The organism is Aminobacter niigataensis (assembly GCF_014200015.1).
GTDB lineage: Bacteria > Pseudomonadota > Alphaproteobacteria > Rhizobiales > Rhizobiaceae > Aminobacter > Aminobacter niigataensis.
Window position 1 is genome coordinate 353539 of record NZ_JACHOT010000003.1, and the last position, 22669, is coordinate 376207.

Sequence of the window (22669 nt, forward strand, 5' to 3'; positions counted from 1 at the left end):
GATTTGCGAGGAGTAATGAGAGTGCGCGCACTTTGATCGATCGGCTGAAAATCTGGTTGGGTTCAAAGCCCTGGTTCTGGAAGTTCCGAGCGAGGCTTGGAAAGATCGAGTTTGTATTCGAGCGTAGTGCCTATAAGAAGAGCATCTCAGTCACCAAAGCAAAGGCAAACGCTCGCATCTTTGGCTCTTTCGCATGGGTCGGCCTGAAGAGCCTGTTCTGGGTCACTTTGGGGTTGGCAGCGCTTACTTCCATAGAAGATTATGTAAGAGACAGTCAGCCTTGGCTTGCACCGCTCAGCGCAGACGACAAAAAATTCAATATTGACCAGCTCCGGCTGTACGCTCAGCTGCTCACTGCAATTTTCTCGATCTACTTTGCGACGATTGGCATCATTTTGAGTGCCGGCTACACCAGACTTCGCCGCGACATCATCCACATGCTTACCGATGAGCAGGTGGGCAGCGTCTATTCTCGGGTTTTGGTGCTTGCAGCGATGTTCTGTTTGGCAGCGACGACTTTGCCCTCATTTGGATTGGAACCAGGGCTGTTTGTACATGTCGCCGGAGCAATTTTGACGCTGTTAAGTGCTCTAGCCTTGTTTCCGTTGGGCCAGAGACTTTTCAATTTCTTTGATCTCAATGTGCTAGTTCGTAGCGAGATACTCCCCAACATTGTGCGCCACATCGAAGGAGCAGCGAACCACAAAAGCTCCATTTCGTTAGCCAACCATCATTCGAAAGCTGCGCAAAATGCTCTTGAACAGCTCTCGTACATTGATGAACGGATTATGGCCAAAAAGGAGAGCTTGCACGACAATTTGCCTGCGTTGACCTCCGACTATACTTATTTGCTTCTGCACTACATTCAACGAAAACACGAAATTGACCGAGAAAGCTACTGGTTCCCGAGACGCAGCAGACACAAACAATGGTTCTTTGCTGGAGACGCTGCAACGTCCATGGCGCTGCAAACAAGCAGCCAGCAAATGCTGGTTGAGCAAAAAACTGACCACCAGTGGCTCGAAAACGAGATCGTCGACAGGCTTGCAGGTCACATTGAGCTCGCGTTTCGTGTCGGAGACTTCAAACTTGCACTAAAACTCCTGCATCGCTTTTCGGCCCGAGCCTCAGTGTATGCGGTACAATTTCAGTTCGACCTCGGCATGCGGGAGCTCACGAGATTTAAGAAAATCATTGAGCAAACTTTGGCAACAGAAGACGCTTTGACGGACAGTGAATCAGCAGTGACAAGGATTGGCATAGCTGACGCATGGGCTGCGCTGGGAAGTAATTTATGCCTAGAAACTCTTCGTCGAATGCTGACTTTCGAGAAAGAGCTGAAACACTTCTTTCATGCGGACGATTGGAGCGAAAAACCACTACGCAACCTTCCCGCGTTTCTGCAAGTCGAACTCGCGTTTATCGTTGAACGCATTACGTTTGAACAAGAAATCGAGGGCCATCGTCTATCCAGACCGAAGTACGTCCAACAATTGGCGGTCCAGAAGGTGTTGCAGCACTACGCTAAGATCCTGCCGGAAGTGTGCAACTTCCACCAAAAAATGGTTCCAGAATTCGCGACCACATTGACGAAGCTGAGAATGCCTGAGGCCGCAACGCAAGTCCTCCTTGCAAGCTTACATAGCCATTGGAAACTTCCACAGTGGTTCGGTCAACTGGCAGAGCTCTTCGAGAGGTATCGTGAATTCGCGCGCTACACGGAAGCACAATACGTTCTGCCAACTATCGACGCCGCTGAGCTGTCCAAGCGAATCGAAACGGCAAAGGACGAAGTACTTGCAATGCTCGGCAGCGGAGCGACGGTCGCACACATATTCGGATCAGAACACAATGAGGAGTTGCCGGATCACTTTGGGCAGATTTACTTTGAGCTGGCTGAGGCATGCATAAATGCGCTGTCGCAAAATGATGACAACAAGCTGGAAAAGGTACTCCCGACGTTCATGTCTCTTGCAGTACTGGCAGCTGACTCAAAATTTTCGAACCCTGCGCTCGACATCAATGGCGAGTTCCGACTGCATCTCATCTCGACGGCCATTAATGACTTGGCGTCCGTACTGGGCTTTGCCATCCTTTATGGAGCATACTTTGACAACGAAAAACTGTCGGAGGGTGCTCTAGCCAAGTTCGATGCTTGGGTCGAACACGCTACGGACAAGCAACAATACCTTAAAAGAATGGTACTGCTCTCCAACCCGAACAGCTTCAGTTTGAGTGCGTCACCGCGTGGAATGATTCGGATCAACTGGAAAATGGCGTTCGAACATCGCGCGCGACAGGACGGGTTTGGGGACCGAATGGGGATGAAGCGAGGCGGGCAGCACCCGAACAAGATCGTGAGAGCGTTCTTAAATTCGCATTCTGATGCGTCTCATCTCTTTTTCGCAAAGCATGTTTTGCCGGGCCTCAAAACCACTGGCATGAAAATAGATCATCAGATTGTCAGTCTTTCTCGTCAGCTGCGCGAGGAACGCGAAAACGTTCGCCATGAAAATATTTAAGGCAGAACCTTTACATTATCATCGCTTTGATGACGCCCATCTTGGGCCTCTCGACCGGCTATTCCTCAAACGCGAAATAGACGGACAGGATTTTAATCGGCGAATGTTTGAAGAAGATTTCGCCGGTATCTTCAACTATGCTAACCGGCATAGTGGAAGGCTGTTTGATGTCACTTCGAGTAACGAAGAAATTTCGGCGCGGTTGTTCTCAAACGTCGAAACCAGATACGGACCCCATCCTGTCGATGAAACAGTTCGTGAGTGGGTAGAGGACATCGCCCAATCGCTTGTCCGATTCGGTGCTGCTTACTATTTCCTGAAGGATGACGCAGAGGGGAATGACATACACATAGCTTCGTTCGGCCCAAGTGGTGTTGCGCATCTCTTTGGAACGTATTTTCAGTGGGTTCCAATGCGCACTGAAAGACACTGGGATCGAGACGATGAAGAAATTCCCAGAGAAGTACGCATCCTGGATTCAACCAAAGTGATGTGCTTTTTGACACCCAAAGCAATCAAGCGCATGCTTTCTCGACAGAACAGAACCTTGACTGTCATAGATAAGCACCAGTTTGGAGTAGCTAGCTTCCAACCACAGGTCACGCACGAGAACCCGAGCCCAACTAACCATTTTGACTTCAGCGCTTGGCGAGATACGCAAGAGCGTGCTCTGTACCGTTCCACACGAGCCACCGGTTGGAACGGCAGAAAGTACGACTCTTCCAAGCGCTCCGACTTTTTCGATTGTCACCGGCTGATCCGGTTCCGACGCAGCCAACTTGTGCTAAGAGACGACATTCTGAGCCAGCTCAGTGCCGAGCTCTCAAGGGTTGGCAAGGGCTACAGCGGCAAATTTGCCGTAGAAATATCTGGAACAGATAAGCTGCCCAGCGTCGCACACCTAAACGAACTCGAAGCAAGGCTGACCCGAGAAGAAGCGGGCTTCACCGAAATCATCGACTATTGCTTGAAGCGCTGAATGGCCGGTGCAGTTGGCCTGCGGGGAGACTGGCGGCTGAGATGCATGAGCTCGTGACACTGGAGGGCTGGTCGTCGCCGCTTGTCGAGGCGGTGACGCGGACCAGGGTTGCCAGTGGCGGCGGCATGCGGATGCAGCCTGATGGCTGCTGGGACGTGGTTATCTTCAGGAATGGTGATACGATAACCCGTGCATCGGTATGATCACCGCCGCCCCCACAAGGGCTCAGCCGTCCAGCCAGGCGGCGAGGCCGTCCATTGTCTGCAGCCCGTATTCGACCGCGCCGAAGCCGATGACCACCTGACGCCGCTTGGCGCTGGGGTGGAGTTGGCGCATGGTCAGCACCGTCTTGCCGTCGCTCTGCTCGTCGAAGGTCACCGTAACGCGGAAACGGTCGGGGTCGTTTGGGTCGGGCGTGCCGTAGTCCATGACGATGCGCTCGTTCGGCACGATCTCGACAAAGCGCATGAGGTTGGGGAAGCGCTGCTGCTTGCCCTCGAACACGCCCACCATGTCGAAGCGCCAGACCCCGCCCTCGCGGATGTCGGCCTCGTGGCTTTCGATGCTGAGGCCGGCGGGGCCGTACCATTGCGCCAGCGCCTTGGGGTCCATCCAGGCGGCAAATACCTTGTCGCGCGGGTGGTTGAGCAGCTTGGTCAGGACGATTTCGCGATCGAGCGACCAGGTCTCAAGCAGGTTTGTCATGTGCTTCATCCTCTTCATTCTTGTCCAAATAGACTTCCAGCCGATCCAGCCGCTCGGCCCAGCGCCGGCGCTCCGCTTCCATCCAGTCCGCCGCCTCGTCGAAGCGCGCCGGCACCAGCTTGCACCAGCGGCTGCGCCCGCGCTTTTCGCTGACGATCAGCCCGCATTGCTCCAGCACCTTGAGATGCTGGGCGAAGGAGGGCAGCGCCATGTCGAAAGGCTCGGCCAGGGCGCTGACCGGCACCTCGCCCTGGGCCAGCCGCGACACCACCGCGCGGCGGGTCGGGTCGCTGAGCGCGTGAAAGGCGAGGTCGAGGGGGGTAGAATGGTAAGGCATATGCCTTAGTAACGCAGGTCGGCGGAGCCTGTCAAGAACATTAAGGCACTTGCCTTAGTATGCACTGACAGGCCGCCTTCGGACCGGCAGCTCCAGGCCAGTTCGGCAACGCGCCTGATTTCGGTCATTGACGTCATCGCTGCCGCGGCCTCAATGCTGACATCGCGCGCGCTGGTAATCCTGTTTGCTGGCGAACGAACCAAATGGAGGACGGATGCCCAAGGTCAAAGGTGAGAGCGCCCTCGACAAGGAGCGCGCCAAGACAGAAAAGCTCCTCAAAAAGGTGGGATACACGGCCTTGAAGGAGGCCGGAGTGAAATCCAGGCGACCCGACCTGCCAAACCTGAAGATCGAAAAGCGAGAGAAGTAGCGCGGCCGTACTTGCCTGCCCGGTTGCTTCCGATCTTGCGAACTGCTTCAAAGTCGGGCCTGGATCGCGGAAGGGGACGTGGCATGGTGGATTCCGAGCGGATCGACAAGCTGATCGCGGCTGTGCCCCCCGCCTTGGCGCTTCGCGCCGGGCTGGAGCTTGGCATCTTCACCCGGCTTGGTGGCGGCGCGGCGACGGCACACAGCCTCGGGGCCGTGCTCGGCGTCGCGCCCGACCGCCTGTCGCGGCTGCTCTACGCGCTCGCCAGCATCGGTCTGCTCGACGTCGAGGATGGCCAGTTTCGCAACGGAGCCGAAGCGTCGGCCTTCCTCGACGCGTCCAAGCCGACCTATCGCGGCGGCGATCATGCGCTGCTGCGCGAGCTCTGGGGTGCTGACCTCTTGACCGCGGATTCGCTGCGACAGAACCGGCCGGCCGCGCTGCACGACTTTTCCGAAGCGGGGACTGAATCCGCGGCGGCCTTCAGCCGCATGCTCGCACCGGGCGGGGTGATTTTCGGCCGACAGCTGGCCCAGGCGATCGACCTTGAGGCGGTCGGTTCGGTGATCGACATCGGCGGGGGGCCGGGGACCATCCTCGTCGGCCTGCGCGAGCAGCGGCCGCAGATTGCGGCGACGCTGATGGAACTGCCGACGGTCGCAGCCGTCGCGCCGGCCATCCTGTCTGAATACGGCGCCGACGACGTCGTCGTCGAAGAGGGCGACATCACTGTCGCGCCATCGATCGGCCGGCACGATCTGGCGATCCTGAAGGCCGTCGTCCAGGTGCTGCCGCCGGAGCAGGCGCGCCGTTCGATCCTGAACGCGGCGCGCTGCCTCGCACCCGGAGGCGAGATCGCAATTGCGGGGTGGGGTGTCGTCGATGACGACCGCCTTGGCCCGCCCGAGGGTGTCTTTCTGAATCTCACCTTCCTGAACCTCTACCGGCACGGCGAGGCGTACACTGAAGGCCAGTATCGCGCGTGGATGACCGAGGCCGGATTGCGGGATATCTCGCGATCGCGCCTGACGGACGGCACCACGTTGTTTCGCGGGCGCCTGCCTGGCTGATCGCGGCCTCCTACCTGAGTGCCATTGCATCCCCCTCCAACTCCGGCGACACTACGCTTGCGGGCGGACTGGCGGCTGAGATGCATGAGGTCGTGACACTGGAGGGGTGGTCGTCGCCGCATGTCGAGGCGGTGACGCGGACCAGGTTTGCCACCGGCGGCTCGATGCGGATGCAGCCGGACGGTTGCTGGGACGTGGTCATTTTCAGGAATGCCGACACGACCACCGTCCTGCGCACCGGGCTGACCACCGCTGCCGTCACCCACGACTATGCCGCCGGCGACGAGATCCTGGCGATTGCCTTCAAGCCGAGCAGCTTCATGCCGCTGATGCCGGGCGAGCTTATGCGCGACCAGGGGGTGGTGCTGCCCCTGATCGGCAAGGACCGCTTCCGGCTCGGGGCCGACGTGCTGGAGATCCCGACGTTCGATACCGTCGATAGCTTCGTGCGCAAGCTGGTGCGCAACTGCATCATCGAGGACAACCGGGTCGTCGCGTCGATCGTCTCGGGGCATCCCATGGCAATGTCGGAGCGGACCCTGCAGCGGCACTTTTTGAAAACGACAGGCGTCACCTACAAGACCTTCACCCAGATCGAGCGCGCCCAGAAGGCGCTGGCGCTTTTGCAGCAGGGGCGGCCGGCGGCCGACGTCGCCTTTGCGCTCGGCTATGCCGACCAGCCGCACATGATCCGCTCGGTCAAGGCGATCATGGGCGTCACTCCCGGGCAGGCCGCGCGCAGCTGAAACTGTCGGAAATCTTCAATCCCGAGGCCCTGCCGCCGGGTAGAAAGCACATGCACTTTCAACCCCGTGCACGCCCCCTGAAATCGGAACGATGTTCGAACAGGACCGCGCACGAAACCAAGGTGGACACGCGGCAATGTCTGACATCACCCCCTTCAAGATCGCCATCCCTGAGTCCGAGCTGACTGAACTCAAAGCGCGGCTCGCCAACACGCGGCTTGCCAACGAGATTGCCGGCGCGGGCTGGAGCTACGGCATGGCATCCAGCTTCGTCACCCGCGCGATCGAGCGGCTCAGGAACGGCTTCGACTGGCGCGCCGAGGAGGCGGCAATCAACAGCCACCCGCAGTTCGTCACCGAGATCGACGGCCAGACCATCCATTTCCTGCATGTGAAGTCGCGAGTTGCCGATGCGGTGCCGCTGCTCCTGCTGCATGGCTGGCCGAGCTCATTCGTCGAGTTCCTCGGCGCGATCGGGCCGCTGACCGCGGCCGGCTTCGATCTCGTCATCCCGTCGCTGCCCGGCTTCGGCTTCTCCGGCCCGACGCGCGAAGCGGGCTGGAACGACGGCCGCATCGCCAATGCCATGCTCGAGCTCATGTCCCGTCTCGGCTACCGGCGCTTCGGCGTGCAGGGCGGCGATGCGGGTGCGATCATTGCGCCTGCCATCGGACGCACGGCGCCGGATCGTGTCATCGGCGTCCATGTCAATGCGGCGACGATGGGCTTCATTCCACTCGGCCCGATCGATCCAAGCGAGATCGCCTCGTTCAGCGATGCCGAGAAGAGCCGCTTGCAGCGCCTGCAGCAGTTCATGGCCGAGCGCTTCGGCTTCAACGCGCTGCAGTCGAGCCGGCCGCAAACGCTCGCCTATGGCATCACGGACTCGCCGGCCGGCCTCATCTCATGGCTGGGCGACATGTTTGCCGGCTTCGGCGACAGCCCCGACGCGGTCGAGCAGGACACCTTCCTGACCAATGTGCTGGTCTACTGGTTCACCGGCACCGCGGCCTCGTCGATCCGGCTTTACTATGAAAACGCGCATGATCCCGAAGCGTGGTCGCCGAAGCCGAATTCGGGCGTGCCGACCGGCGTTGCCGTGTTCGCGCGCGACGAGGTCGCCATCCGCCGCTACGGCGAGGAAGGCAACACCATCGTGTGCTGGACCGAGCTTGCCAGCGGCGGCCATTTCGCGGCGATGGAAGTGCCGGAGGTCTGGGCGGGCGAGGTCGCGGCGTTCTTTGCCGGGCTGCGGGGCTGAGAAAGATGCGCTGGAGATCGTCCGGCCTCAGGCTGCAGCCTGGGGCCGGTTCCGTTCGCGCCAGGAGGCCGGGCTGAGCGTGGTGACGCGCCGGAACTCGCGGTTGAAGTTGGACTTGGTCTGGAAGCCGGCGTCGAGCATGGCCGCAGTGACGGACATGTCGGTGTCGCGGAGCAGGCGGCAGGCCTCAGAGATCCTGATGTCGTTGATGTATTGCGAGACGTTCTTGCCGGCGAGACGGTTGACGGCGCCCGAGATCTGCCGCGCCGGGGCGCCCGCGCGCCGGGCCAGCCGCGACAGAGTGAGGTTGTCGTCGCGATAGAGCTTCTGGCCGACGAGCAGGCGCTGGACCTGGTCGAGGATTTCGCGGTCCTGCTCGGAGGGCAACGGCTCGGGCGGGCTGGGCTGGGTCGGCGCCGAGGGATGGGCGCGCGAGGCGACGAAGGCGGTCAGGCCGATGAAGAACAGGCCGAGAATGTTGGCGTTGCTGGCGATGATCTCGGCGTTCGCCCCCATCGACCATTCGAAGGCGAGCAGCACGCCGAGGTCGAACAGGGCCGACAGGCAGAGCGCTGCGGCGGCGATGACCAGCGCGCGGTGGGCGGCGACCGCGCTGTCGAGGCGTGCCTCGACCAGGGCGTCGGGACCGCTGCGTCCCAGGTTCAGCACGGCGAGCGCATAGCCGACGAAGATCACGATCAGCGCGACGTCGATGAGGGCTGGCACGAACAGCACCAGGGCGGTCATGACCAGCGGCGGCGAGGCGTGGAGCCAGCGCATAGGGCCGCTCCGGACATCGTCGCGCTGGAGCAAGGTGCGGAAACTGAAGAGCACCAACGGCGGCAGGCTGGCTGCCAGGATCGGCAGGACATAACGCGCCGCCTCGACATGGTAGCCCCAGCGCAGGCCGACGACGACCGACTGCAGGGCGCAGAGGGCGACGAGGACGAGGAATGCCGTGTTGCCGCCGGTGGTTTCCCGGGCGCGCAGCGCCGCGACGAGCAGGATGACCAGCAAAAGCGCGGCGACGAAGGACAGGGGCACGAAGATCAAGGCGAATCCCACCAGAGGAGAAGACGACCGATCATGGCCTGCATCGCGATCGAGCACGACCTGAATCGCGATCGAGGACGATCAGGATGCCCGATTTCGCCATTGCTGGCTCGTCTTCTTTCGCAACAAGAGCGAGGTTCGTCATGCTCCAGCTACTCACCACAATTCCGGCCCTCATCGGCTTCGTTTCCGCCTGCCTTGCCTCTGAGGCCGGCGTGCGCGAGGTGACCGTGGTCCAGCCCGGCCGCGACCTTGCCGTTACCGTCTGGTATCCGGCCGGCGCCGGCGGCACGCCGACGACCCTGGGCGACAACAGGGTTTTCATGGGCGCGCCGGCCGCGCTCGACGCGCCGCCGGTGCCGGGGCGCCATCCGCTGGTGCTGCTGTCGCACGGCTCGGGCAGCCGCGTGCAGGCCATGGGCTGGCTCGCCACCGAGCTGGCCAAGGCGGGCTTCGTCGTTGCCGGTCCCAACCATCCGGGCACGACCAGCGGTTTCTCGACGCCGGCCGACACCCCGAAGCTGTGGCAGCGCACGGGCGACCTTTCGGCCGTCATCGACGCGATGACCAGGGACCCAGCCTGGAACAGCGTCATCGACGCCGACAGGATCGGCGTGGTCGGCTTTTCGCTCGGCGGCGCCGCGGCGATGGAGCTTGCCGGCGCACGCGCCGATCTCGAGGCCTATGCCAGCTATTGCGACGGCTACAAGAAATGGGACTGCGCCTGGTTTGCCGGCGGCGTCGGCTACGTCGACGAAGCGCGGGTGACGGTCGACAGGCTCGACCTGCGCAGCATCGACCGGACGCGCTTCGAGCAGTCGAACCTCGACCACCGCATCAAGACGGCTGTGCTGGCCGATCCCGGGCTGGCGCAGGCCTATGACGCGCAGAGCCTGACGGAGATCGCGATCCCGATGCACTTCATCAATCTCGGCAATGCAGAGACCATTCCCCTGGCTGTCATCTCCGACCGGCTGGCGAAGCTGACGCCGAGGGGCAGCTATGCGACGGTGGCCGGCGCCACGCATTTCAGCTTCCTGCCGGAATGCAAGGAAGGTGCCGCCGATCTGCTGAAGTCGGTGGGCGAGATCGATCCGATCTGTTCCGACGAGGCCACAAGGCCACGCGGCGAACTGCATGCCGAGATGATCGCGCTGGTGAAGGACAGGTTGGTGCGCGACCTGATGGCTCCCGGGCAATGAGCCCTGCCCGGTGCCGGCCATAGGCCGGTGCCATGCGGCGTGCGCACCTAGCGCGGCCCGTACGCCGCGAGGAAGATGCGGACGGCTTCCTTTGCATGACTGCGGCAGGCCTCGGGCGACAGGATGGCGCCGTCGCCCAACAGCATGGCATCGTTGACCGGACCGCCCATGATGAGCCAGTTGAAGAAGCCGGCCGCGGCCGGGGGGTCGTCGGCCTGCATCTGGCCGAGCCGGCGATAGCCCTCGAATGCACGCGACAGGCGGTCGATCGAGCGCTGGGGCCCAAGCGCGTGCAGCGCCTTGCCGAGTTCGGGAAAGCGCCCGGCTTCGCCGATGACCAGGCGCCGCAGCTGCATCAGCTTGGGCGTCATGACGATGGTCAGCTGGAGTTCAGCGTATTCGAGCAGGTATTCGGCGATGGGACGGTCGTCCAGCGGCTCGGCGACCTGCTTTTGGTGCTCGTCGCCGGCAAGGCCGGTCATGCCCCTGACCACATCGAGGAACAGCGCTTCCTTGCTCTGGAAATGGGCATAGACCGTCTGCTTGGAGACGTCGGCCGTCGCCGCGATCTCGTCCATGCTGGTGCCGAGGAAGCCGTTCTTCAGGAACAGCACGGCTGCCGCCGAGACGATGGCGTCGCGCGTTCGTTGCTGGCGACTTTTCGCACCGCTCATGGATAGCCCTTCCCTGATGTTGGCAGTCCCGACAGCAGGATAGGCCGATCCGATTGACAAATCAAACTAGACGGTACAGTCTAATTTGAGATCGAAGGACGAGGTGATGACATGGCTGGTGTCGGGAAGGAGATGCGACGAGTCGCCTGCAGATGCGGACAGGTGGCGTTCGAAGCGAGCGGCGACCCGATCGTCGGCGCGGCCTGCCATTGCTCGAGCTGCCAGAAGGCAGGCGGGATCTTCGAGGCTCTCCCGGGGGGCGAGCCGGTGCTGGAGAGCGACGGCGGCACGAATTTCGCGCTCTACCGCAAGGACCGGATGCGCTGCGTGCACGGTGCGGAGCTGCTGCGCGAACATCGGCTGAGCCAGACGGCACCGACTCGGCGCGTGGTGGCCAAATGCTGCAATTCGCCGATGTTTCTCGAGTTCAAGGGCGGGCACTGGCTGTCCGTCTACAGAAAGCGGTTTCGCCCCGAAGACCAGCCGCCTGTAGAAATGCGCACGATGACCGCCGACCGCAGGGCCGGAGTCGAGTTTACGGACAGCCTGCCGAGCTATGCCAAGCATTCCGGCCGCTTCATGTGGCGGCTGCTATCGGCCTGGGTGGCGATGGGCTTCCGCAGCCCCAATATCGACTACGTGAAAGGCGAGCTCGATGTCCAAGGCAGCTGAGAAGATCGAAATCAGGAACGTGATCTCGCCTGATCATGTCGTGCGCGTCGACAAGGCCAAATACACGGCGATGCGCGATGCGCTGCTTTCCGTGCTGCCGGCCGAGGCGCCGGGCCTGACGGTGGCCGAGGCCAAGGCGGGCGTGCTGCCGCTGCTGCCGGAGGCGCTGTTCCCCGGTGGCGACAAGGCCGGCTGGTGGCTGAAGGCGGCCCAGCTGGACCTCGAGGCGCGGGGCGTGGTCAGCCGCGAGGCGACCAAGCCGCTACGGCTGTATCGGGCATAAACCCAGAGCCGCCGACAGCCAAGGCCCACGTGCCGGACAGCCCTACTTCATCCGTTGCGGGTAGATCGTCTCGCCGCGCTTGAGCATCTCGACGAAGGCCTCGATCTTCTTCCTGCGGCCGGCCTCGGTCTTCATGTTGTGAGTGCGGAAAGCGAGCGCGAAGCGGTTTTGCTCGCTGAGCTTGCCGAGCATTGCCCTTGCCAGCGGCTCGGAGTCGATGGCGGCCTGGAGATCGTCGGGGATCTTCATGTCCTTGCCGGACTTGTAGGCGCGGTCCCAGCGCCCGTCGGCCTTTGCCGCGTCGACAGGCCTGAGGCCATGCTCAGTCATCCTGCCCTCTGAAATCAGGCGGGCGACATTGTCGACGTTGATCTGGCTCCAGGTGCCTTTCCTGCCGCGCGGCGAATAACGCTGCAGGAAGCTCGTGTCGTCGAGGCCCTTGCGCACGCCGTCGATCCAGCCCCAGCACAGCACGACGTCTATGGCCTCCTTGGGAGTGATGGAGGGCAAACCGGAACTCACCTTGTGGACCCTGATCCAGACTTCGTCCTGCTTGTCGTGGTGCCCGGCGAGCCAGCTGTAGAAGCTCGCGGCATCCTTGAACTCGCGGATCTTGTCCGGGTCGACGATGACGGGCGCCATCAGAGTGGCTGTGCCCTGGTCAGCGCCGCGACCGGGCAAGCTTGCAACGGGCAAAGGAAAGTCCGGTCCTGCATATTCCCCTCGAACACATGACGTTGCACAGCCTATCCCGACGGCCGGCCAGCGGTACAGGCACTATCCTGCGACCTGCAACGGAACCAAGGCGCGCCCATACTGGAAACATTTGCCGTTACGTCAATGTACTCGAATGTACCTGGAACCTTGCCGTGAAGGGAATTCTTAAAGCCCGCCGATATACGTTTTGCAAAATATTCGCGCTGGGGACGCGACAACAACTACAGGCGAGAGCGAGTTCGTTTCGTTGGGGCATGTGACGAGGCTACGCGACATCAAATCCAGATTCCGGCTGTTCGCGCTGCTGTGGCCGTTCATAGCCGTGGTACTGGTGCAAGCCATCATCGCCGGTGCCAGCCTCTACACGCTCTCGGCAGTGCGCGCCTATGTTGCCGGCGAAAGTGCCTGGTCGAAGGGCCAGAGGGACGCCATCTACAGCCTCGCCATGTATGCCAACACCGGCGATGCGCGGTTCCACGACCGGTTCCAGCAGGCGATTGCCGTGCCGCTGGCCGACCGCGAAGCCAGGTTGGCCATGGCGCAGCCGGTGCCGGACTATGACGCGGCCTTCGACAGCTTCCTGCGCGCCGGCAACCATCCCGAAGACATTCCCGGCATGATCTGGCTGTTTCGCAATTTCAGGGACGTGAGCTACCTGTCCAACGCCGTGCAACGCTGGATCGACGCCGATCCCAAGATCCTCGAGGTCGCAGCACTTGGCGAAGCGATGCATCAGGACATCTCGAGCAACCGCGCGTCGCCGGAAATGCGTGCCGAGTGGAGCCGCAAGATCCAGAGCCTCAACGGGGAAACGGCACCGCTGGCGGATGCATTTTCGCAATCGCTCGGGCGTGGATCCCGCGCCATCACCACCCTTTTGCTCAGCGTCAACGTGATCACCGCCGCCCTATTGATCCTGCTCGCCATGCGGCGGACGGGAAACCTGCTGCAACAGCGCCAGGCCTTCGAAGACGCCCTGAATGCGGAGCGCGAACGGGCGCAGATCACGCTGGCCTCGATCGGCCAGGCGGTGGTGGCCACCGACGCGGAAGGCAGGCTCGACTACATGAACGAGGCCGCGGAAAGGCTGCTCGACTGGCGCGGCACGGATGCCAGGGGCAAACCGCTCGACCAGCTGTTTCGCCTGATGAACGAAGAGGCGGACAAGGAAGATCGCAGCTTCATGGCGCGGGTGCTCTCCGGCGAAGCCATCGACGGCAGCGGCGTGCCGCAGCAACTGGTGCGGCCCGACCTGTCGAGCGTCGCGATTTCGCTGGTCGGCGCCCCGCTCTATGTCGAGCAGCGGGTGGTGGGCGCGGTGCTGGTCTTCCACGACCGGACCAAGGAGCAGGAATTCCTGGCGCAGCTGTCCTGGCAGGCCAGGCACGACACGCTAACCTCGCTCGCCAATCGCTTCGAATTCGAAACGCGGCTGAGCGCCTCGCTCGAAGGCCTGGCAAAGCGCCCGTCGACACATGCGCTGATGTATCTCGACCTCGACCAGTTCAAGATCGTCAACGACACTTGCGGGCATGCCGCCGGCGACGAATTGCTGCGCAAGGTATCGACCGCGCTGCGGCAGAACCTGCGCTCCGGCGACCTGCTGGCGCGACTGGGCGGCGACGAGTTCGGCGTGCTGATGGAGAACTGTCCTGCCGAACTGGCAGCCGGCACGGGCGAGCGGCTGCGCAAGGCGGTGGAAGAACTGCATTTCGTCTGGGCCGGGCGCGCTTTCAGCACCAGCGTCAGCATCGGCGTCGTCGGCCTGTCGGATGCCAGCATGACGCTGGAGGAGACGCTGCGCAGCGTCGACATCGCCTGCTACATGGCCAAGGACAAGGGCCGCAACCGCATCCAGCTGCAGCAGATCGGCGACCTCGAACTGGAGCATCGCCTGGGCGAAATGGCCTGGGTGCAGCGACTACGCGAGGCGCTGGAACAGAACCGCTTCCGCATCTACGCGCAGGAGATCGTGCCGCTGCAGGCGGACGAGACGACGGGCGCGCATATCGAGCTCCTGATCCGCCTGGCCGACGCCGACAACAACATGATCCCGCCGGGGGCCTTCATCCCGGCGGCCGAACGCTACGGGCTGATGCCGCTGATCGACCGCTGGATGGTTCGCTCGGCCTTCGAGCGGCTGGCCGTGCACAAGCGGACGCAGCCCGACAACCCGATCGCCATCTGCGCCATCAACCTGTCCGGCGCCAGCTTCGGCGACGACAGCTTCGTCAGCTACGTGCTGGAGCAGTTCGTGCGCAGCGGCGTGGCGCCGTCGACGATCTGCTTCGAGATCACCGAGACGAGCGCCATCGCCGACCTCGACAGCGCCGCGCGCTTCATCAAGTCACTGCAGGCGCATGGCTGCCGCTTCTCGCTCGACGATTTCGGCTCGGGCATGTCGTCGTTCAGCTACCTGAAGGCGCTGCCGGTCGACTATCTCAAGATCGACGGCGGCTTCGTGAAGGACATGCTCGTCGACCGCATCGACCGCGCCATGGTGGAGATGATCCAGCACATCGGCGAGGTGACGGGCAAACGCACGATCGCCGAGTTCGTCGAGAACGACGACATCGCCATCGCGCTGCGCGACATCGGCGTCGACTATGCGCAGGGCTATGGCATCGCCCGGCCACAGCCATTCGATGACGGATTTGCGACAGGCAAGCGGCGACGCCTCGGCACCGCAAGCGGCGCAACCCCGGGCCTGCCGCTAGCGAGCTGACCCCGGCTTGCGCGATGAATTGCGCGGAGCGACAGTAGCGGGCAGCACAGCGCCACTAAGGGGACATGCAGATGAACAAGCCACTCGCCACTGTCGTATTTCTTGCTGCCGCTTCGGCCATGGCCACAGTAGCCAGCGCCAACATACCGCTCGTCAACGCCACCTGCCCCGGCAACATCGAGGTGCATGCCGACGAAGGCGGGCTGATCTACATCAACGGCACGGAAGCCAAGCTGAAGAAGTTCAACGACAACTACTTCGAGGCCACCGGCCACGGAGTGACGATCTCTCTGAGCATCAATCCCGACGGGTCGCCAAGCGTTTCCTACACCGGCAAGGGCGGCGCCAACGGCATATGCACGGTCAAGGCGGGCTGATCGGGATCAGATCATCTCCAGCGGTCGCTTGCGCGCCGGCGGCGGGAAGAGCTTGTCCAGCTCGGCAAGATCCTGCGGGGTGAGACGAATGTCACGCGCGGCGGCGTTCTGCCTGACATGTTCGAGCCGGGTGGCCTTGGGGATGGCGACGACGCCGGGCCGGGCCATGACCCAGGCGAGCGCCAGCTGCGCTGCGGTTGCGTCGTGGCGGGCGGCGATGGCCTGAAGCCCCGCATCGTCGGCCAGAGCGCCCTGCTCGACCGGTGAATAGGCCATGATCGGCACACCATGGTCGCGGCACCAGGGTGCCAGGTCGAATTCGATGCCGCGCCGGCCGAGATTGTAGAGCACCTGATTGGCCTGGGCGTTCTTGCCTGCCGGCAGGCGCTCCATCTCTTCCATGTCGTCGGCGTCGAAATTCGAGACGCCCCAGTGGCGGATCTTGCCCGAGCGGCGCAACTCCTCGAACACGGCAATGGTTTCCGCCAAGGGCACGCCACCACGCCAGTGCAGCAGATAGAGGTCGATGCGATCGGTGCGCATGCGCTTGAGGCTCGCCTCGCAAGCCCTGACGACGCCGTTGCGGGAAGCATTGGACGGCAGCACCTTGGAGACGAGGAAGACCTCGTCTCGGCGGCCGGCGATGGCTTCGCCGACCACCTTTTCGGCGCCGCCGTTGCCATACATCTCGGCGGTGTCGATCAAGGTGACGCCGAGATCGAGCCCGAGCCGCAGCGCTGCCACCTCGTCGGCGGCACGGCCGCGATCCTCGCCCATCATCCAGGTGCCCTGGCCGAGCACCGGCACGGCTTCGCCGGAAGGCAACGTCGCGGTTGTGGATGGCATGGCGGTCTCCTCAGCGGTTTCCGCCAGCTTACAGCGCCATTTGCCGTTGGCTACCGCAATGACGCTGCAGCAGTTTTCCCCTTACTTGGCCGGATTGGCGGCGAGCCAGGCTTCCATCTGCTTGATTTCGGCCTCCTGGGCGGCGACGACCTCTTCGGCGAGCTTGCGCATTTCGGGGTTCTTGCCGTGCTCGAGCACGACCTTGGCCATGTCGATGGCGGCCTGGTGATGCGGGATCATGCCGCGAGCGAAGTCAACGTCGGCGTCGCCGGAATATTCGAGCGCCGACATGGCCTGGTGCATCTTGTCCATCGCCGCCTTGTAGGCCTGCGCCGAGGCGCTGTCGGTGGCGGGAGCGGTCATGCCCATGGCGTGACCGCCGTGATCGGTCTGCGCCGAGGCGGTTTCGAGCACGACGGCAACGAGCATGCCCGCGGCCATCAGGGCCAGCACGATCTTTTTCATCAGGTTCATCCGGAAGATCCTTTTTCGTGGCCGGGGTTCAAAGCTTGATGGCCCTGAGCCGCAGCGCATTGGCAATGACCGACACCGACGACAGGCTCATCGCGGCGGCGGCAATCATCGGCGACAGGAGCGTGCCGAGGACCGGATATAGGACGCCCGCAGCCACCGGAACACCCAGGACGTTGTAGATGAAGGCGAAGAACAGGTTCTCCTTGATGTTGCGGATGGTGCCCTGGGCGAGCTTGCGGGCGCGGACGATGCCGCCGAGATCGCCCTTGACCAGGGTGATGCCGGCACTTTCCATGGCGACGTCGGCGCCGGTGCCCATGGCGATGCCGACATCTGCGGCGGCAAGGGCGGGCGCGTCGTTGACGCCGTCGCCAGCCATGGCGACGCCCTGCCCCTTGGCGCGCAACTCGTCGACCAGCGCCTTCTTGCTCTCGGGCAGCATGTCGGCACGGACCTCGTCGATGCCCAGCTTCTGGGCGACCGCCTTGGCGGTGCGCTCGTTGTCGCCGGTCGCCATGATAATGCGCAGGCCTAGATCATGCAGGGTGCGGATCGCTTCGGCGGCCGAGGCCTTGATCGGATCGGCGACGGCGACGATGCCCGCCGCCTTGCCGTCGACGGCGACGAACATCGCCGTCTTGCCCTCGCCGCGTAGGGCGTCGGCGCGCGCCGCAAGTTCTGCAGTGTCGAGACCGAGATCGACCATCATCGCGGCATTGCCGAGCGCGACCTTGCGGCCGGAGACGGTCCCGGTGACACCCTTGCCGGTGACGGAGTCGAAGTCCTGGGCGTCGGGCACGGTGACGCCACGCTTGGCCGCACCCTCGACGATGGCTTCGGCGAGCGGGTGCTCGGAGCCCTTTTCAAGGCCGGCGGCAAGCGACAGCAACTCGTCGTCGGCAATGCCCTCGGCAGCAACCACGTCGGTCAACTGCGGCCGGCCTTCGGTCAGCGTGCCGGTCTTATCGACGATGAGCGTGCTCACCTTGGAGAAGCGCTCCAGCGCCTCGGCGTCCTTGATGAGCACGCCTGCCTGGGCGCCGCGGCCGGTGGCCGTCATGACCGACATCGGCGTGGCAAGGCCAAGCGCGCAGGGACAGGCGATGATGAGCACCGAGACGGCCGAGACGAAGGCGAAGACCATGCTGGGCTCGGGCCCGAAGATTGCCCAGACGACGAAGGCAACGATGGCGATCAGCACCACCGTGGGCACGAAATAGAAAGAGACGCGGTCGGCGAGGCCCTGAATGGGCGCGCGGCTGCGCTGGGCCTTGGCGACCATGTCGACGATCTGCGACAGCACCGTCTCGCTGCCGACCTTGTCGGCGCGCATGATCAGCGAGCCGTTCTTGTTGAGCGTGCCGCCAGTCACCCTTTCGCCCTCGACCTTTTCGACCGGGACCGGCTCGCCCGTGATCATCGATTCGTCGACCGACGAACGGCCTTCAAGCACGATGCCGTCCACCGGAACGGCATCGCCCGGCCGGATGCGCAGACGGTCGCCGCTGACCACCTCGTCAAGCGGCACTTCGCTTTCCGAGCCGTCCTCGGCGATGCGGCGAGCGGTCTTGGGCGCAAGGTCGAGCAAAGCACGGATGGCCGAGCCGGTGCGCTCGCGGGCCCTGAGCTCCAGCACCTGGCCGAGGAAGACGAGTGCGACGATGACTGCGGCCGCTTCGAAATAGACCGGCACCGCGCCGCCATGGCCGCGGAACTGATGCGGGAACAGGTCGGGGAACAGCGTGGCGACGACCGAATAGAGATAGGCCGCGCCGACGCCAAGCGTGATCAGCGTCCACATGTTGGGGCTGCGGTTGCGGAACGAATCCAAGCCACGATGGAAGAAGGGCAGTGCCGCCCAGAGCACGACGGGCGTTGCCAGTATGAGCTCGAGCCAGGCGGCCAACGGCTCGCCGATCCAGTCGCGCACCGGCAGGCCGACCATCGGCCCCATGGCGATGACCAGGAGCGGGATGGAAAGGACCGCGCTGACCCAGAAGCGGCGGGTGAAATCGACCAGTTCAGGGTTAGGGCCGTCGTCGGCGCTCGGCATCATCGGCTCGAGCGCCATACCGCAGATCGGGCATGAGCCGGGCTTGTCCCGGATGATCTCGGGGTGCATCGGGCAGGTGTATTGCGTGTCCTTGGGCATCGGCTCCGCCGCGGGCTTGCCGGAGAGGTACTTTGCCGGCTCGGCGGTGAACTTGCCTTCGCAGGTGGACGAGCAGAAATAGTAGCCTGATCCCTCGTGCTTGACGAAGTTCCTGGCGGTGTCGCGGGCGACGTCCATGCCGCAGACGGGGTCCTTGGCACTGACATACTTGTCGGGCGCCGCCTGGAACTTGTTGCGGCAGGAATCGCTGCAGAAATGGTAGCGGTGGCCGCCATGCTCGAGCGTCGGCTTGCCGGCGGCCGGATCGACGGTCATGCCACAGACCGGATCGCGCACCACGGTTTCGCCTTCGGCCGGGGCCTTGCTGTTGGCCGCATGATCGTGGCCGCGATGGTCGTGCTTGTCGTTCATCTGTACTGGTTCCGCATTCCTCGTGGCAGCGATCCTAAAGGTTCCAGCACGGGGAAGGTCAACACCCCGCCGGGGATAGTCTTCGAAGTACTTCCCGCCTAGCGGCAGCACCGGTGCAATCGTTCCCTCGCCCTCGTGGGGCGGGCACAGGACCGGCCACGCCTCAGGCAGGGATGTGCTACTGCTCCTGGTCGACGCCCCGGCGAACCTATATCAGCGTGAACTGCAACAGCGCCCGGCCATACCCATGGCGGAAAAATCGCGCTATAGACGCGGCCTCAAGGGCAAGGCCAGCCGAGGCACATGACAGACATTCCGCTCAACCTGGAGCTTCTGATCGACGCGGACGCCTTGCGCCGCGACCTGAGCGCGCTGACCGGCGAGGACGGCAACGGGGCAGACCCGGGAATCAGGGCAACGGCGCTGGCGATGTTCAAGGAGCGCGTCGCCGCCGGCAAGAAGATCGCCGAGGACATGCTGATGGAGGACGAGGGCGGCACCGCCTGCGCCATCCGCATCTCGCACCTGATGGACGAGGTGATCCGCGTCCTCTACGACTTCGCCGTCACCCACGTCTACCGCGCCAAGAACCCGTCGCGGGCCGAGCGCATGGCGGTGGTCGCCGTCGGCGGCTATGGCCGCGGCACCCTCGCCCCGGGCTCCGACATCGACCTGTTGTTCCTGCTGCCCTACAAGCAGACACCGTGGGGCGAGCAGATCGTCGAGTACATGCTCTACATGCTGTGGGACATGGGGCTGAAAGTCGGCCACGCCACCCGCAACATCGACGAGTGCCTGAGGCTTTCGCGCAGCGACATCACCATCCGCACGGCGATCCTGGAAGCCCGCTTCGTGTGGGGCGAACGCAAGCTCTGCGACGAGCTGATCGAGCGCTTCGACAAGGAGCTGGTGAAGGACACCGGGCCCGAATACGTGCAGGCAAAGCTTGCCGAGCGCGACACCCGCCATGCCAAATCGGGCGAGAGCCGCTATCTGGTGGAACCGAACATCAAGGACGGCAAGGGCGGGCTGCGCGACCTGCACACGCTGTTCTGGATCGCCAAATATTATTACCGCGTGCGCACCGGCGCCGAACTGATCAACAAGGGCGTGTTCACGCAAGGGGAATACGGCCAGTTCGTCGAGGCGGAGGATTTCCTCTGGGCGGTGCGCTGCCACATGCATTTCCTGACCGGCAAGCCGGAAGAACGGCTGCATTTCGACATCCAGCGCGAGATCGCCGAGCGGCTGGGCTATACGGTGCAGCCAGGGCTGTCGGCCGTCGAGCGCTTCATGAAGGACTACTTCCTGGTGGCCAAGGAAGTGGGCGACCTGACCCGTATCTTCTGTGCGGCGCTGGAGGAGGAGCAGGCCAAGGACGCGCCCGGTTTCCACGGACTGCTGCAGGGCTTTTCGCGGCGCCGGCGCAAGCTCGCCGGCACCAGCGACTTCATCATCGACAACCAGCGCATCAACGTCGCCGACGACCAGGTGTTCCGGCGCGACCCGGTCAACATGCTGCGCTTCTTCTGGTTCGCCGACCGGCACGGGCTGGAGCTGCATCCCAACGCGCTGAAGCTGCTGACCCGCTCGCTGGGGCTGGTGGACAAGGGGCTGCGCCGCAACGAGGAGGCCAACCGCTACTTCCTCGATATCCTGACCTCGGACCGCAATCCCGAGCTCAACCTCAGGCGCATGAACGAGGCGGGACTGCTCGGGCGGCTGATCCCCGACTTCGGCAGGATCGTCGCGATGATGCAGTTCTCGATGTACCACCACTATACGGTCGACGAGCACCTGTTGCGCTGCATCGGCGTGCTGTCCGAGATCGAGCATGGCGACGGCGAGAAGATCCACCCGCTGTCGCACACGCTGATCCCCGGCCTCAAGAAACAGCGCGAGGCGCTGTATGTGGCGGTGCTGCTGCACGACATCGCCAAGGGCCGGCCGGAAGACCATTCGGAAGCCGGCGGCAAGATCGCCCGCCGCATCGGCCCGCATATGGGGCTGTCGCCCGCCGACACCGAGACGGTGGCCTGGCTGGTGGAAAACCATCTCGTCATGTCGATGACGGCGCAGACACGCGACCTCAACGACCGCAAGACCATCGACGACTTCGCCGACGTGGTGCAGTCGGTGGAGCGGCTGAAGCTGCTGCTGATCCTGACCGTGTGCGACATCCGCGGCGTCGGTCCCGGCGTGTGGAACGGCTGGAAGGGCCAGCTGCTACGCACGCTGTACTTCGAAACGGAGCTTTTGCTGACCGGTGGCTTTTCCGAGCTGTCGCGGGCCGAGCGCACGGCAGCCGCCCGCGAGACGCTGGCCGCCGCACTTGGCGACTGGCCGGAGAAGGCCCGCAAGAAATACGCCAAGCTGCATTACGAGAACTACCTGCTGACCGTCGATCTCGACGACCAGAAGCGCCATGCCGAGTTCATTCGCGGGGCCGACGCGGCCGGCAAGCAGCTGTCGACGATGGTGCGGACGCACGAGTTCGAGGCCGTCACCGAAATCACCATCCTGGCGCAGGACCACCCGCGCCTGCTGTCGGTGATTGCCGGCGCCTGTGCCGCCGCCGGCGGCAACATCGTCGATGCGCAGATCTTCACCACCTCCGACGGACGGGCGCTGGACATCATCCTGATTTCCCGCGAATTCGACCGCGACGAGGACGAACGCCGCCGCGCCGAGCGCGTCGGCCAGCTGATCGAGGACGTGCTTTCGGGCCGGTCCTGGCTGCCGGAGATGATCGCCAAGCGGGCCAAGCCCAAGCGCGGCCAAAAGACATTCCGCATCCAGCCGCGCGCCGAAATCCGCAACACGCTTTCGAACCGCTTCTCGGTGGTCGAAGTGGTAGGCCTCGACCGCCCCGGCTTTCTGTCGGAGATCACAGGCGCGCTGTCGGACCTGTCGCTCGACATCGCCTCGGCGCACATCACCACCTTCGGCGAAAAGGTGATCGACACCTTCTACGTCACCGACCTGACCGGCCAGAAGATCGACAACCCGACACGGCTCGAAAACATCCGCGCCCGCCTGATCGCCACGCTCGAAGGGCCGAACGCCGATCGCGCCAAGGCCAAAGCGGCGGCGGAATGAGCGCAGCCATTATCCCGCCCAAATCCGCAAGGC

21 protein-coding genes are annotated in these 22669 nt (G+C 63.4%); 13 read left to right on the top strand and 8 right to left on the bottom strand.

The window, feature by feature from the left end; all coding sequences use genetic code 11:
• Positions 1-32: 32 nt before the first annotated feature.
• From GGQ99_RS14725 to GGQ99_RS14735, 3 genes are read left to right on the top strand one after another with little or no spacing between them, the layout of a single operon-like run.
• Positions 33-2522: a hypothetical protein gene (locus GGQ99_RS14725; RefSeq protein ID WP_183263102.1), complete on the top strand. Its 2490-nt coding sequence runs from the start codon at positions 33-35 to the stop codon at positions 2520-2522.
• Entirely contained in the window at positions 2509-3501 is a 993-nt protein-coding gene (locus GGQ99_RS14730; protein WP_183263103.1) for a hypothetical protein, read from the top strand. The genes GGQ99_RS14725 and GGQ99_RS14730 overlap by 14 nt, the downstream gene beginning before the upstream one ends.
• A 41-nt stretch (positions 3502-3542) precedes the next feature.
• Positions 3543-3704 (top strand): hypothetical protein, encoded by a 162-nt coding sequence (locus GGQ99_RS14735; protein ID WP_183263104.1) that lies wholly within the window; start codon positions 3543-3545, stop codon positions 3702-3704.
• A 22-nt stretch (positions 3705-3726) separates the two neighbouring features.
• Here GGQ99_RS14735 and GGQ99_RS14740 read toward each other — a convergent pair whose 3' ends face one another.
• Positions 3727-4215 carry an SRPBCC family protein gene (locus tag GGQ99_RS14740; protein WP_183263105.1) on the bottom strand — a complete coding sequence of 163 codons (489 nt, stop codon included), beginning with the start codon at positions 4213-4215 and terminating at the stop codon, positions 3727-3729.
• On the bottom strand, positions 4190-4543 hold the full coding sequence (locus GGQ99_RS14745; protein ID WP_183263106.1) for an ArsR/SmtB family transcription factor: 354 nt from the start codon (positions 4541-4543) through the stop codon (positions 4190-4192). The genes GGQ99_RS14740 and GGQ99_RS14745 overlap by 26 nt, the downstream gene beginning before the upstream one ends.
• A 214-nt stretch (positions 4544-4757) precedes the next feature.
• On the opposite strand from GGQ99_RS14745, the gene GGQ99_RS14750 reads away from it, so the two are divergent.
• The 4 genes from GGQ99_RS14750 to GGQ99_RS14765 all read left to right on the top strand — a co-directional run bounded on the left by GGQ99_RS14750 (position 4758) and on the right by GGQ99_RS14765 (position 7990).
• On the top strand, positions 4758-4913 hold the full coding sequence (locus GGQ99_RS14750) for a hypothetical protein (protein WP_183263107.1): 156 nt from the start codon (positions 4758-4760) through the stop codon (positions 4911-4913).
• Between the two features lie 83 nt (positions 4914-4996).
• Entirely contained in the window at positions 4997-5983 is a 987-nt protein-coding gene (locus tag GGQ99_RS14755; protein ID WP_183263108.1) for a methyltransferase, read from the top strand.
• An 80-nt stretch (positions 5984-6063) separates the two neighbouring features.
• Entirely contained in the window at positions 6064-6729 is a 666-nt protein-coding gene (locus tag GGQ99_RS14760) for a helix-turn-helix transcriptional regulator (protein ID WP_183263109.1), read from the top strand.
• Positions 6730-6865: 136 nt separating this feature from the next.
• Positions 6866-7990 carry an epoxide hydrolase family protein gene (locus GGQ99_RS14765; RefSeq protein ID WP_183263110.1) on the top strand — a complete coding sequence of 375 codons (1125 nt, stop codon included), beginning with the start codon at positions 6866-6868 and terminating at the stop codon, positions 7988-7990.
• A gap of 27 nt (positions 7991-8017) precedes the next feature.
• Here the strand turns inward: GGQ99_RS14765 and GGQ99_RS14770 are convergent, their stop codons facing one another.
• On the bottom strand, positions 8018-9034 hold the full coding sequence (locus GGQ99_RS14770; RefSeq protein WP_343061737.1) for a helix-turn-helix domain-containing protein: 1017 nt from the start codon (positions 9032-9034) through the stop codon (positions 8018-8020).
• 425 nt (positions 9035-9459) lie between these two features.
• Between GGQ99_RS14770 and GGQ99_RS14775 the strand changes: the two genes are divergently transcribed.
• Positions 9460-10245, top strand: a complete 786-nt coding sequence (locus tag GGQ99_RS14775; protein ID WP_406873933.1) for an alpha/beta hydrolase family protein — start codon at positions 9460-9462, stop codon at positions 10243-10245.
• Between the two features lie 47 nt (positions 10246-10292).
• Here the strand turns inward: GGQ99_RS14775 and GGQ99_RS14780 are convergent, their stop codons facing one another.
• The gene (locus tag GGQ99_RS14780; protein WP_183263113.1) at positions 10293-10919 is read right to left on the bottom strand and encodes a TetR/AcrR family transcriptional regulator; all 627 of its coding nucleotides are present in this window, start codon (positions 10917-10919) and stop codon (positions 10293-10295) included.
• Positions 10920-11051: 132 nt separating this feature from the next.
• On the opposite strand from GGQ99_RS14780, the gene GGQ99_RS14785 reads away from it, so the two are divergent.
• Positions 11052-11591, top strand: a complete 540-nt coding sequence (locus GGQ99_RS14785; RefSeq protein WP_183263186.1) for a GFA family protein — start codon at positions 11052-11054, stop codon at positions 11589-11591.
• Complete coding sequence (locus GGQ99_RS14790; protein WP_183263114.1) at positions 11575-11874, top strand: DUF6958 family protein; 300 nt, start codon at positions 11575-11577, stop codon at positions 11872-11874. Before GGQ99_RS14785 ends, GGQ99_RS14790 begins: the two co-directional genes overlap by 17 nt.
• Before the next feature lie 42 nt (positions 11875-11916).
• Here GGQ99_RS14790 and GGQ99_RS14795 read toward each other — a convergent pair whose 3' ends face one another.
• Entirely contained in the window at positions 11917-12516 is a 600-nt protein-coding gene (locus tag GGQ99_RS14795) for a YdeI/OmpD-associated family protein (RefSeq protein ID WP_183263115.1), read from the bottom strand.
• A 331-nt stretch (positions 12517-12847) separates the two neighbouring features.
• Here GGQ99_RS14795 and GGQ99_RS14800 point away from each other — a divergent pair, with 331 nt between their 5' ends.
• Positions 12848-15316, top strand: coding sequence for an EAL domain-containing protein (locus GGQ99_RS14800; RefSeq protein WP_343061734.1), 2469 nt, complete (start codon positions 12848-12850; stop codon positions 15314-15316).
• Positions 15317-15387: 71 nt separating this feature from the next.
• Positions 15388-15693 carry a hypothetical protein gene (locus GGQ99_RS14805; RefSeq protein WP_183263117.1) on the top strand — a complete coding sequence of 102 codons (306 nt, stop codon included), beginning with the start codon at positions 15388-15390 and terminating at the stop codon, positions 15691-15693.
• A 6-nt stretch (positions 15694-15699) separates the two neighbouring features.
• Here GGQ99_RS14805 and GGQ99_RS14810 read toward each other — a convergent pair whose 3' ends face one another.
• From GGQ99_RS14810 to GGQ99_RS14820, 3 genes are all read right to left on the bottom strand, one after another.
• The gene (locus GGQ99_RS14810; protein WP_183263118.1) at positions 15700-16539 is read right to left on the bottom strand and encodes an aldo/keto reductase; all 840 of its coding nucleotides are present in this window, start codon (positions 16537-16539) and stop codon (positions 15700-15702) included.
• An 81-nt stretch (positions 16540-16620) separates the two neighbouring features.
• Positions 16621-17013 (bottom strand): CopM family metallochaperone, encoded by a 393-nt coding sequence (gene copM, locus GGQ99_RS14815; protein ID WP_183263119.1) that lies wholly within the window; start codon positions 17011-17013, stop codon positions 16621-16623.
• Between the two features lie 28 nt (positions 17014-17041).
• Complete coding sequence (locus GGQ99_RS14820) at positions 17042-19537, bottom strand: heavy metal translocating P-type ATPase (protein ID WP_183263120.1); 2496 nt, start codon at positions 19535-19537, stop codon at positions 17042-17044.
• A 303-nt stretch (positions 19538-19840) separates the two neighbouring features.
• Here GGQ99_RS14820 and GGQ99_RS14825 point away from each other — a divergent pair, with 303 nt between their 5' ends.
• Positions 19841-22636: a [protein-PII] uridylyltransferase gene (locus GGQ99_RS14825; RefSeq protein ID WP_183263121.1), complete on the top strand. Its 2796-nt coding sequence runs from the start codon at positions 19841-19843 to the stop codon at positions 22634-22636.
• Positions 22637-22669 lie beyond the last annotated feature (33 nt).

Excerpts from the sequence above, each read along its gene's own strand:
- GGQ99_RS14755 (WP_183263108.1), top strand. The coding sequence starts at position 4,997 with ATGGTGGATTCCGAGCGGATCGACAAGCTGATCGCGGCTGTGCCCCCC.
- GGQ99_RS14740 (WP_183263105.1), bottom strand. The coding sequence starts at position 4,215 with ATGAAGCACATGACAAACCTGCTTGAGACCTGGTCGCTCGATCGCGAA.
- GGQ99_RS14825 (WP_183263121.1), top strand. The coding sequence starts at position 19,841 with ATGACAGACATTCCGCTCAACCTGGAGCTTCTGATCGACGCGGACGCC.
- GGQ99_RS14805 (WP_183263117.1), top strand. The coding sequence starts at position 15,388 with ATGAACAAGCCACTCGCCACTGTCGTATTTCTTGCTGCCGCTTCGGCC.
- GGQ99_RS14780 (WP_183263113.1), bottom strand. The coding sequence starts at position 10,919 with ATGAGCGGTGCGAAAAGTCGCCAGCAACGAACGCGCGACGCCATCGTC.
- GGQ99_RS14765 (WP_183263110.1), top strand. The coding sequence starts at position 6,866 with ATGTCTGACATCACCCCCTTCAAGATCGCCATCCCTGAGTCCGAGCTG.
- GGQ99_RS14745 (WP_183263106.1), bottom strand. The coding sequence starts at position 4,543 with ATGCCTTACCATTCTACCCCCCTCGACCTCGCCTTTCACGCGCTCAGC.
- GGQ99_RS14820 (WP_183263120.1), bottom strand. The coding sequence starts at position 19,537 with ATGAACGACAAGCACGACCATCGCGGCCACGATCATGCGGCCAACAGC.
- copM (WP_183263119.1), bottom strand. The coding sequence starts at position 17,013 with ATGAACCTGATGAAAAAGATCGTGCTGGCCCTGATGGCCGCGGGCATG.
- GGQ99_RS14750 (WP_183263107.1), top strand. The coding sequence starts at position 4,758 with ATGCCCAAGGTCAAAGGTGAGAGCGCCCTCGACAAGGAGCGCGCCAAG.
- GGQ99_RS14810 (WP_183263118.1), bottom strand. The coding sequence starts at position 16,539 with ATGCCATCCACAACCGCGACGTTGCCTTCCGGCGAAGCCGTGCCGGTG.
- GGQ99_RS14775 (WP_406873933.1), top strand. The coding sequence starts at position 9,460 with ATGGGCTGGCTCGCCACCGAGCTGGCCAAGGCGGGCTTCGTCGTTGCC.
- GGQ99_RS14790 (WP_183263114.1), top strand. The coding sequence starts at position 11,575 with ATGTCCAAGGCAGCTGAGAAGATCGAAATCAGGAACGTGATCTCGCCT.
- GGQ99_RS14795 (WP_183263115.1), bottom strand. The coding sequence starts at position 12,516 with ATGGCGCCCGTCATCGTCGACCCGGACAAGATCCGCGAGTTCAAGGAT.
- GGQ99_RS14735 (WP_183263104.1), top strand. The coding sequence starts at position 3,543 with ATGCATGAGCTCGTGACACTGGAGGGCTGGTCGTCGCCGCTTGTCGAG.
- GGQ99_RS14785 (WP_183263186.1), top strand. The coding sequence starts at position 11,052 with ATGCGACGAGTCGCCTGCAGATGCGGACAGGTGGCGTTCGAAGCGAGC.
- GGQ99_RS14760 (WP_183263109.1), top strand. The coding sequence starts at position 6,064 with ATGCATGAGGTCGTGACACTGGAGGGGTGGTCGTCGCCGCATGTCGAG.
- GGQ99_RS14730 (WP_183263103.1), top strand. The coding sequence starts at position 2,509 with ATGAAAATATTTAAGGCAGAACCTTTACATTATCATCGCTTTGATGAC.